We start from the raw sequence: 9,126 nt of genomic DNA, 5'->3' as shown, positions 1-9,126 counted from the left end.
CTGGCGGTGACGCTATACGGCGTCGTGGTCGGTTTCGAGGATCTGGACCAGACGCTCCAAAGCTGCGTCTGCGCCCTCGCCCTCGGCGCGCAGGACCACAACCTCGCCGTGGGAGGCGCCCAGGCTCATGAGGGACAGGATGCTGGCGGCATCCATGGCCTCGTCAACGGGTTCGCCCAGCCGGGCGATGGTGATTTCGAGATCGAACTCGCCTGCAGCCTCGGCAAAGATCGCGGCCGGGCGGGCATGCAGCCCTACGCGGCTGGCAATGGTGGCGTTACGTTCGGTCATTTCTGCTCCTTGGGTTTAGCTTGGGGAAATCAGCTAGGGAAGGTCTTCCTGGACGGCTTAGGCGGCTACGGGAACCGCTTCCACCGTATCAACCTGCTTCTTGACTGCCCAGCGCTTGAGCCCGATCACGGCGAAGGCGCTGACGACAGTTCCGGCCGCGATGGCGACGACGAACATCAGGAAGTTGTCGATGGCGAAGAAGACGAAGATGCCGCCGTGCGGGGCCTTCGAGCCGACTCCAGCTGCCATCGAGATGGCTCCGGTCACGGCGCCGCCGAGCATGCTGGCGGGGATCACGCGAAGCGGGTCGGCAGCAGCGAAGGGGATGGCGCCTTCGGAGATGAACGAGGCTCCCAGCAGCCAGGCGGCTTTGCCGTTTTCCTGTTCCGCCAGGCTGAAGAGCCTCTTGTTCAGTACGGTCGAGGCGAGTGCCATTGCCAGCGGCGGGACCATCCCGGCGGCCATAACAGCGGCCATGATCTGCCACGGCGCCTGGTTGCTGATGGAGGCTGCCCCGAGGCCGGCGACGGCGAAGGCGTAGGCGACCTTGTTGACCGGTCCGCCGAGGTCAAAGCACATCATCAGGCCCAGGATGACGCCGAGGGCGATCGCGCTGGCTCCGGTGAGGCCGGACAGCCAGTTGTTGAGGCCCACGGTGATCGCGGCGATCGGTCCGCCCAGGACGACGAACATCAGGCCCGACGCAACGAGGGAGGCCACGAGGGGGATAATCACTACCGGCATCAGGCCGCGCAGCCAGCGGGGGACGCTGATCTTGCCGATCGAATGGGCCACATAGCCTGCCAGCAGGCCGCCTACGATGCCGCCGAGGAAGCCTGCGCCCATGAACCCGGCAACGGCGCCGGCGACGAAGCCCGGGGCGATGCCCGGCCGGTCAGCAAGGGCGAAGGCGATGTAACCGGCCAGTGCAGGGACCAGGAAGCCGAGAGAGAGGGCGCCGATCTTGAAGAGCACGGCGCCGAGGTAGGCGCCCAGCGGGCCCCATGCCAGTTCCGGGTACTCGGTGGGCAGGTTGCCGATGGTGTTGTTCGCGAGGATCTTGTCCGCGAAGCCGGTGATATCGTAGCCGCCCAGCAGGAAGCCGAGGGCGATCAGCAAACCGCCGCCCGCCACGAAGGGGATCATGTAGCTGACGCCCGTGAGCAGTGCCTTCTTCAGCTTCTGGCCGATGTGCTCGCCCTTTTCCTCGGCCTCGTGCTGGGCCTGTTCCTCGGCTCCGAAGTGCGGAACGCGGCGGGCGTTCGGGTTGTCCGCCGCGGCGAGGGCTTCCTGGACCATCTTGTCCGGCTCGTCGATGCCGCGTTTGACCGGGGCGTTGATGACGGGCATGCCGGCGAAGCGCTCTTTGCCGCGCACGTCAACGTCCACGGCAAAGATCACGGCATCGGCGGCCGCGATCACGGCGGGGTCCAGCGCCTTGGCGCCGGAGGACCCCTGCGTCTCCACCTGCAGGTCGACGCCGACTTCCTTGGCCGCGGCCACGAGCGAATCGGCGGCCATGTAGGTGTGGGCAATGCCAGTGGGGCAGGCAGTCACAGCGACGAGGCGACGTTGGCGCGGCTCGGCGGATGCAGGCTCCGTGGTTGCGCCGGCGTCGGTTGAAGCTGCTGCCGCTGCTGCCGGGGCTTCGGCCGCGGTTGAGTGGGCTGCGGGCTTGTCCGCGAGTGCGCCTTCGACGAGGTCGACGACCTCAGCGGCTGAACCGGCCGCGCGCAGTGCCGCGGTGAAGTCCTTTTTGATCAGGGAGCGGGCCAGCCTGGAGAGCAGCTTGAGATGCTCCTGGTCCGCGCCCTCGGGGGCCGCGATGAAGAAGATCAGGTCCGCGGGGCCGTCCTTGGCGCCAAAATCGACCGGCTGGGAAAGGCGTGCCATCACGAGCGTCGGTTCGGTGACCGCCGTCGAACGGCAGTGCGGAATGGCGATGCCGCCGGGAACGCCGGTCGCGGTCTTCTGTTCCCGGGCGAAGGCGTCGGCGAAGAGGCCTTCAACCTCGGTGGCGCGTCCGTTGGCGGCAACTTTGCCTGCCAGGTGCCGGATCACGGCCTCGGGCGAGCTGCCCAGGTTCTGGTCGAGCTCGACCAGATCGGTGGTAATGAGCTGAGTCACTGTCAATCCTTCCGGAGGGCCGTGATGGTTACGGCATCGGGGGTGGTTTGGTGGACCGCCGGGACTGTGGAGCCCGGCAGCGAAGCGGCGGCGGCACCATGGGCCACAGCCTGACGGAGACAATCGGCCGGGGCGGCGCCCTGGCTGGAGGCGAGCAGGTAGCCGGCCAGCGAGGAATCGCCGGCCCCTACCGTGCTCACCGCGGTGACCGGCGGATGCGTGGCCAGCCACGCGCCGTCGGCCGTCACAAGCACCGCACCCTTGGAACCGAGCGTGGCCAGCACTGCGCCCACCCCGGATCGCACGACGGCGGATGCTGCCACCGCGGCAGCCTCCGGATCCGCTTCGAGTTCCTCGGCGGACTTGTGCGTGGCGAACCCGGCTGCGGCAGCCAGTTCCACCAGTTCCTCGGCGTTGGGTTTAATCAGGTCCGGTTTCCCCAGCGCGTCGCCGGAGATCGCGGCGGCGAGCGGTTCGCCGGAGGAGTCGACGGCGATGAGGGGGGCCTCGTTGCCGTGATCCATGGAGCGCAGCCGCCGGGTGACGGTGGCGTAGAAGTCGGCCGGGACCCCGGGTGGGAGCGATCCGGCCAGAACGACCCAGCTGGCTCCGCGGGCGCGGTCCAGGAGGAGCCCGATCAGGGCTTCCTGCTGGTCCGCACTCAGCACCGGGCCGGGTTCGTTGATCTTGGTGGTGACGCCGCCGGGTTCGGTGAGCGCCACATTGCTGCGCAGCGGCTCGCCGATCGGGAGGGCGGCGAACGGGACGTCGCCGTCCCGGAGGCCGGCGAGCACGGGGTCCGCCTCGGCTCCGGGGAGCACGGCGACCGTCTTCAGGCCGGAAGCGACGAGGGCGCGGGAGACGTTGACTCCCTTGCCGCCGGATTCCTGCCGGACGGAGACGGCCCGCTGGACTTCGCCGCGGAGCAGGGGTCCCGGCAGCGCCACGGTGCGGTCCAGGCTCGGGTTGGCGGTCAGGGTGACAATCATGCGACCACCACCTCCACGCCGGCGTCCGCGAGGGCGTCCGCCAGGTCCTGGCTGGGTTTCGTGTCAGTGATCAAGGTGTCCAGATCTTTCAACGAGGCGAACTGGACCAGGGTTTCGGCGTCCAGCTTGGAGGCATCAGCCAGCACCACTATGCGGCGTGCTGATTGGACGAAGGCAGCCTTGACAGCGGCTTCTTCAGGATCGGGAGTGCTCAGCCCGAAGGCTGCGTGGATGCCATTGGTGCCGATGAAGGCGATGTCCGGACGGATCCGGCGGGCGGCTTCCACGGTGGACTGGCCGACGGCGGCCTGCGTGATCCCGCGGACTTTCCCGCCCAGCAGGTGCAGGGCGATGCCGGGTTCACCGGACAGCTTTGACGCGATGGGCAGCGAGTGGGTGATGACCACGAGTTCCGTGCCGCTGCCGGAAACGGCGGCGGTTGCTGCCGTCCGGGCAGCCAGGAGTTCCGCGAGGGCCTCCGTGGTGGAGCCGGCGTCGATCAGGATGCTGCCGGTGCGGTCCTGCGGGATCAGCGCCAGGGCGGCCTCGGCGATCCGCGTTTTTTCCGGCTGCCGCTGGTCGGTCCGGACCAGGACGCTTTCCTCGTTGGTGCTGAAGCGGTCCGGGGACACCGCGCCGCCATGGACCCGGCGCACACTGCCGGCGGCTTCGAGGGCGGCAAGGTCGCGGCGGACGGTCTCGGTGGTGATGCTGAAACGCTCGGCAAGGTCCGTGACGCTGGCGCGGCCGCTGGCGGTAATGAGCCCCACGATCAGCTGTTGGCGTTCCTCGGCGAACACTGGCTCTCCCTTGCGTCAGTACTGCGGGCCTTCCTGCCACTTCAGTGATAGCCATCACAGGGAGTGGAGTTGATTGACTTTATCTTTGAATCTGTGGCTTTGTCAATGAAAAACAACATGAACGCAGAAAGCTCACCGGGTCCACCGCGGGACATGCCCAGTCCTCGCGCCCAAGAGTGCGCATATTGGCACTATGTCCATCCGCAGCCTCGGGGGTGGGGCATGTCCGGGGTGAGGGTTGGTGAGCCGGGGGACATGTCCAGTCTTCGACCCAAGGAGCGGGCACGTTGGGACTATCTCCATCCGCGTCTCCGAGGGCTGGGCATGTGCCGAGGTCCGGGCGCACCACGCAAAAGGCAGACGCCGGGCCGGACCTCGTGAAGGTCCGGCCCGGCGACCGGGTGGTTCGTTCCGTGCACTGCGGCGCACCGGGACTAGATGCCGGCGTCGCGGCTCTCGTTCCGGGTGATGGTCTCGCCGGTGTTGGGGTCCACGACGGAGCGGGTTTCGCTCACCCGGCGGGTGCGGCTGCGGCCGGGGGATGCCAGGACCAGGGAGGCGATCAGTCCGATGACGCCTACCGCCATCAGGATGTAGCCGATCATGGTCTGGTCCACGTTGGGGATCAGTCCGGGGGTGATGGCCCAGGCCAGGATGGCGCCGAGGGCGATGAGGAAGATGGAGGAACCGATTCTCATGACTTGCTCCTTGTGTCCGGTGGGACGGATAGGTATTGCTAAGCATGCTGTCCAGCGTCAGGCTACAGCCCGGTGCGGGTTGTTTCAACGATCTGCGCGGCGCCACTCCGGTCAGTTTTAGCACGTCAAAGTGTTCTCCGCGGCGGCGTCGGACAGTCGCAGCGCGGATCCGGGGTGCGGTTGTCCGTTTCCGTCGCGGATCCTTGCAGGGGAATTTGCGGGGCGGCCCGGCGCGGGATCGCACGTACTCTTAAAGGGTGCACGGCGGCCGGCCCGATACGTGCCGCCACTCCCGTCCCGCCGCTCCCGCCCCGCACCCCACCGCACTCCCCGCTGGTTCCACAACGGGCCTCACAGAAATCCGGTACCCATGCCTGAAGCTTCCCCCAGAGTCGTCGTCACTGGACTGGGCGCTGTGACCCCTGTAGGCGGGACCGCGGCCGAGACCCGGGCCGCGCTGCTGGCCGGGCGCTCCGGAATCACGTCGCTCGACGAGGACTGGGCGCAGGGGCTCCCTGTCCGCATGGCAGGCAGGGTGGACGTCGACATCGCGTCGCTGCTTACCACCCCCGAATACAAGCGAATGGACCGGTGCGGGCACCTGGCACTGATTGCAGCCCGGGAAGCGTGGGCCCAGGCCGGCCGTCCCGGGACCGACCCGGAACGCCTGGCGGTGGTGATCGGTTCCGGTTACGGCGGCCTGGACACCACCCTTGAACAGACCCGGACGCTGGATGCCAGCGGCCCGCGCCGAGTGTCCCCGCACACCCTCACCCGTATCATGACCAACGCTCCGGCGGCCTGGGTGTCCATTGACGTCGGCGCCAAGGGCGGCGCCCGCACTCCCGTGAGCGCCTGCGCCTCCGGGGCGGAAGCCATCTCCCAGGCGGCCGACATGATCCGGGCCGGCGCGGCGGATGTCGTGATCGCCGGCGGCGTGGATTCCTGCATCAACGGCCTCATCATCAGCGGCTTCGCGCAAATCCGCGCCCTGTCCACCCGCAATGAGGACCCGCAGTCCGCCTCGCGGCCCTTCGACCGGGACCGGGGCGGGTTCGTGCTGGCTGAGGGGGCCGCGATCCTGGTCCTGGAACGCGAAGACCACGCCCGCGCCCGCGGAGCAGAAGTCCTGGGCGTCGTGGCCGGGACCGCGGTGACGTCCGACGCCGTCGACATCGTTGCCGCTGACCCGGCCATGCAGCGCCGGGTGATGGAAAAAGCTATCGCGGCCGCGGGCCTGGGCGCCAGTGACATCGGCCTGGTCCACGCCCACGCAACCTCCACGCCGGTCGGCGACCGGCTGGAGGCCGAAGCCATTAAGGCCGTGCTCGGAAGCCAGGTTCCCGTCACCTCCACGAAATCCCTCACCGGGCACCTCCTCGGCGGCGCCGGCGCGCTCGGCGCGATCGTCATGGTCCAGGCCTTGAGGTCCGGGGCGGTTCCCGGCATCAGCAACCTCGACGAGCCGGAGGAGGGGATTGACCTCAACCTCCTCCAGCAAACAATTGAGGGCCGGCCGGCCCGGGCGGGCATCGCCAACGCGTTCGGATTCGGCGGGCACAGCACCGCGCTGGTGATCACTGAAAGCTAGGCTGTTCCGATGGAAACAGTCGTCTGGTCCAAGCCTGAACACGAACGCGCCGGAACGCCGCTGCTGGTCATGATGCACGGCTACGGCCGGGACGAATCGCGGATGGTGAAACTCTTTGACCGCCTGCCGTCCGGGTTCAGCTGCGCCGCGCTGCGCGGCCCCAAGGAAATCGGGGACGGCTACGGCTGGTTCCTGCTGGACTATTTCCTGACCCATGACTTCGCCGACGTTATCGCCTCCACCAATGCCGTCTTCAGCTGGATCGAATCCGTCAAGGCCCAGCACAGCAGCGTGAGCCTGCTCGGCTACTCGCAGGGCATGGCCATGGCCTCCACCCTGCTGCGGCTGCGGCCGGCGCAGTTCCGGGCCGCCGTCGGGCTGTCCGGTTTTGTCCTGGAAAACGAACTCCTGGCGATGAGCGAATCGTTCGAGTCCCGCCCGCCCTTTTTCTGGGGCCGGGACCGGGATGACGTGGTGATCAACGACGCCGCCACGGAGCACACCGAGGAATGGCTCCACGAGCACACCCAGCTCACGGCGCGGACCTATCCCGGAATGGGCCACTCCATCTCGGCGGCCGAACTGGTGGACGTCAGCGCGTTTCTCCGGCACTACGTGCTGCGCCCGGACAGCTGAACCCGCCCCCGCGGACAAAAACACGGATAAACAATCGGATAGGCGCGGGGTAGCCTCCGGCGCCAGCGCAACAGGGCCAAACGGCCTTACTTTATTTATCCACTTGCGCGCCAATTTTGCAGGCGTTTACACTCGACGTTGGCCATGTTTACGGCCCACAACTTCAGGGGGAAGAAAGGGCTGAGCCCGTGTTGCAGGACTTGGCCGTGCCCTCCGCCACCCCCGCCGGCGGCGACGAAACTGACGTCGGTGCGCCCATGGCCCTGCGGCATTCCGGTTTGTCAGCACTGAAAAACGTGTCCATCATAGGAATAGACGATCATCAGATGAGCTGGTTCCTGGGGTTGAGCGCGAGTTCCCAGCCAGTAGCCGGCCAGGGCGCGTTCCCGGCCAACCTGCTGATTGAAAGGCTCCACCGCTCGGGACTTCCCAATCCCCCCGTCCGGCAACGTGCCGGAGGCCAGGCTGATAGAGCGCAAGAGGCCCGCGGCCACCGGTGAACAGCGTTCAGCTGCACGGACGCCCCGCGGCCTGACCCACCGGAATTTCCCCGCCTGGGGCGCCGACCCTCCGCCGTCCACTGACTGCCCGGCGAGTTGCCTGCCCACCGACTTAGATAACGCCGTCTGAAAGGACACCGATTCATGACTGAGCTTGCCAACAGCACCCCTTCGAGCTGGACCGGGGCCTCCGCCATCCTCTTTGACCTCGACGGCGTCCTGACCCCCACCGCGATCGTGCACGAGCGCGCCTGGCAGGAACTTTTCGACGGGTTCCTCAAGACCGTGCCCGCGGCTCCCGGCTACCGCGAAAGCGACTATTTCGACCACATCGACGGCAAGCCGCGCTTCGACGGCGTCCGCGACTTCCTGGCCTCCCGCGGCATTGTCCTGCCCGAAGGGCCACTGGATGACGACCCGGCGCACAATACCGTCCATGGCCTGGGCAACCGCAAGAACAAGGTCTTCAACGACATCGTCGAGGCCGGCGGCGTCAAACCCTACGAGGGCTCCGTGCGGTTCATCGACGCCGTGCTGGCCCGCGGGCTCAAGGTCGCCGTCGTCTCCTCCTCCCGCAACGCCCCGGCGGTCCTCAAGGCCGCCGGTCTCTCCGACTACTTCCCGGTGGTGGTCGACGGTGTCGTCGCCGTGGCCGAGGGATTGCCCGGCAAGCCCAGCCCGGCGACGTACGAGTACGCCGCCCGGCTGCTGGGCCTGCCCAGCGAGGAGTGCGTCGTCGTCGAGGATGCCGTGTCCGGCGTCCAGGCCGGCAGCGCGGGGAACTTCCACTCGGTGATCGGCGTGGACCGCGGCGCCGGCCGGCAGGTGCTGCTCGGTGCCGGAGCCACGCTTGTGGTCAACGACCTCGAAGAACTCCTCTAGCCCCGCATCCCCGCCGCAAGGCTCCGAACGACTCACCTGACTCTTTACCCGCCTGAAGGAAAACCATGGCCCTCATCACCTCGGACCGCGCACGGTTCCCCAACGACCCCTGGCAGCTGGTCGAGACCGTCCACCTCCCCGGAAACGCCGGGACGCTGGAAACCCTCTTCAGCCTGGGCAACGGTCACCTCGGCATTCGTGGCGCCCACTGGGCGGCCGCCGACGCCGACCTGCCGGGCAGCTTCATCAACGGTTTCCACGAGACCTGGGACATCAAGCACGCGGAAAACGCCTACGGCTTCGCCCGCACCGGCCAGCGCATCCTCTACATCCCGGACGCCAACAACTTCACGGTGATCATCGACGGCGAAACCCTGAGCCTGGACGAATCCACCGTGCTCGACTACCGGCGGAGCGTCGACTTCGCCACCGGCGTCTACGAATGCCGGATCGCCTGGCAGTGCCGCTCCGGCGCCACCGTGACCACCACCGAACGCCGCGCCGTCGGCTACCAGTCCCGGGGTGCACTTGGCATCTCGCTGGAACTCTCCGCGGACCGGGACATTTCCGCTGACGTGACCTCCTCGGTCATCAACCGCCAGGACCAGCCGG

8 protein-coding genes and 1 pseudogene are annotated in these 9,126 nt (G+C 67.7%); 4 read left to right on the top strand and 5 right to left on the bottom strand.

Annotated features, from left to right (window positions below):
* Nucleotides 1-12: 12 nt before the first annotated feature.
* The 5 genes from K789_RS0106350 to K789_RS0106330 all read right to left on the bottom strand — a co-directional run bounded on the left by K789_RS0106350 (nucleotide 13) and on the right by K789_RS0106330 (nucleotide 4,905).
* Nucleotides 13-291 (bottom strand): HPr family phosphocarrier protein, encoded by a 279-nt coding sequence (locus K789_RS0106350; protein WP_024366027.1) that lies wholly within the window; start codon nucleotides 289-291, stop codon nucleotides 13-15.
* Nucleotides 292-348: 57 nt separating this feature from the next.
* Nucleotides 349-2,418 (bottom strand): PTS fructose transporter subunit IIABC, encoded by a 2,070-nt coding sequence (locus tag K789_RS0106345; protein ID WP_024366026.1) that lies wholly within the window; start codon nucleotides 2,416-2,418, stop codon nucleotides 349-351.
* A gap of 2 nt (nucleotides 2,419-2,420) precedes the next feature.
* Nucleotides 2,421-3,407, bottom strand: a complete 987-nt coding sequence (locus K789_RS0106340) for a 1-phosphofructokinase family hexose kinase (protein ID WP_024366025.1) — start codon at nucleotides 3,405-3,407, stop codon at nucleotides 2,421-2,423.
* Nucleotides 3,404-4,207 (bottom strand): DeoR/GlpR family DNA-binding transcription regulator, encoded by an 804-nt coding sequence (locus tag K789_RS0106335; RefSeq protein WP_024366024.1) that lies wholly within the window; start codon nucleotides 4,205-4,207, stop codon nucleotides 3,404-3,406. The genes K789_RS0106340 and K789_RS0106335 overlap by 4 nt, the downstream gene beginning before the upstream one ends.
* 434 nt (nucleotides 4,208-4,641) lie before the next feature.
* Nucleotides 4,642-4,905, bottom strand: a complete 264-nt coding sequence (locus K789_RS0106330) for a DUF6458 family protein (RefSeq protein WP_024366023.1) — start codon at nucleotides 4,903-4,905, stop codon at nucleotides 4,642-4,644.
* 370 nt (nucleotides 4,906-5,275) lie between these two features.
* Here K789_RS0106330 and K789_RS0106325 point away from each other — a divergent pair, with 370 nt between their 5' ends.
* From K789_RS0106325 to K789_RS0106305, 4 genes and pseudogenes are all read left to right on the top strand, one after another.
* Nucleotides 5,276-6,496, top strand: coding sequence for a beta-ketoacyl-[acyl-carrier-protein] synthase family protein (locus K789_RS0106325; RefSeq protein WP_024366022.1), 1,221 nt, complete (start codon nucleotides 5,276-5,278; stop codon nucleotides 6,494-6,496).
* Between the two features lie 9 nt (nucleotides 6,497-6,505).
* Nucleotides 6,506-7,132: an alpha/beta hydrolase gene (locus K789_RS0106320; protein WP_024366021.1), complete on the top strand. Its 627-nt coding sequence runs from the start codon at nucleotides 6,506-6,508 to the stop codon at nucleotides 7,130-7,132.
* Nucleotides 7,133-7,776: 644 nt separating this feature from the next.
* Nucleotides 7,777-8,514: an HAD family hydrolase gene (locus K789_RS0106310; protein WP_024366019.1), complete on the top strand. Its 738-nt coding sequence runs from the start codon at nucleotides 7,777-7,779 to the stop codon at nucleotides 8,512-8,514.
* Between the two features lie 65 nt (nucleotides 8,515-8,579).
* Nucleotides 8,580-9,126 (top strand): annotated as a pseudogene (locus K789_RS0106305) (glycoside hydrolase family 65 protein); the annotation flags it as partial.

It is taken from the genome of Arthrobacter sp. TB 26 (genome assembly GCF_000427315.1).
Lineage (GTDB): Bacteria > Actinomycetota > Actinomycetes > Actinomycetales > Micrococcaceae > Arthrobacter.
The sequence above is the reverse complement of the archived record's forward strand: the minus strand, read 5'-3'. Positions and strand labels throughout refer to the sequence as shown.

What these genes read in the sequence shown, in the direction of transcription:
- K789_RS0106350 (WP_024366027.1), bottom strand. Translation starts at nt 291, where the DNA reads ATGACCGAACGTAACGCCACCATTGCCAGCCGCGTAGGGCTGCATGCC.
- K789_RS0106340 (WP_024366025.1), bottom strand. Translation starts at nt 3,407, where the DNA reads ATGATTGTCACCCTGACCGCCAACCCGAGCCTGGACCGCACCGTGGCG.
- K789_RS0106330 (WP_024366023.1), bottom strand. Translation starts at nt 4,905, where the DNA reads ATGAGAATCGGTTCCTCCATCTTCCTCATCGCCCTCGGCGCCATCCTG.
- K789_RS0106325 (WP_024366022.1), top strand. Translation starts at nt 5,276, where the DNA reads ATGCCTGAAGCTTCCCCCAGAGTCGTCGTCACTGGACTGGGCGCTGTG.
- K789_RS0106320 (WP_024366021.1), top strand. Translation starts at nt 6,506, where the DNA reads ATGGAAACAGTCGTCTGGTCCAAGCCTGAACACGAACGCGCCGGAACG.
- K789_RS0106310 (WP_024366019.1), top strand. Translation starts at nt 7,777, where the DNA reads ATGACTGAGCTTGCCAACAGCACCCCTTCGAGCTGGACCGGGGCCTCC.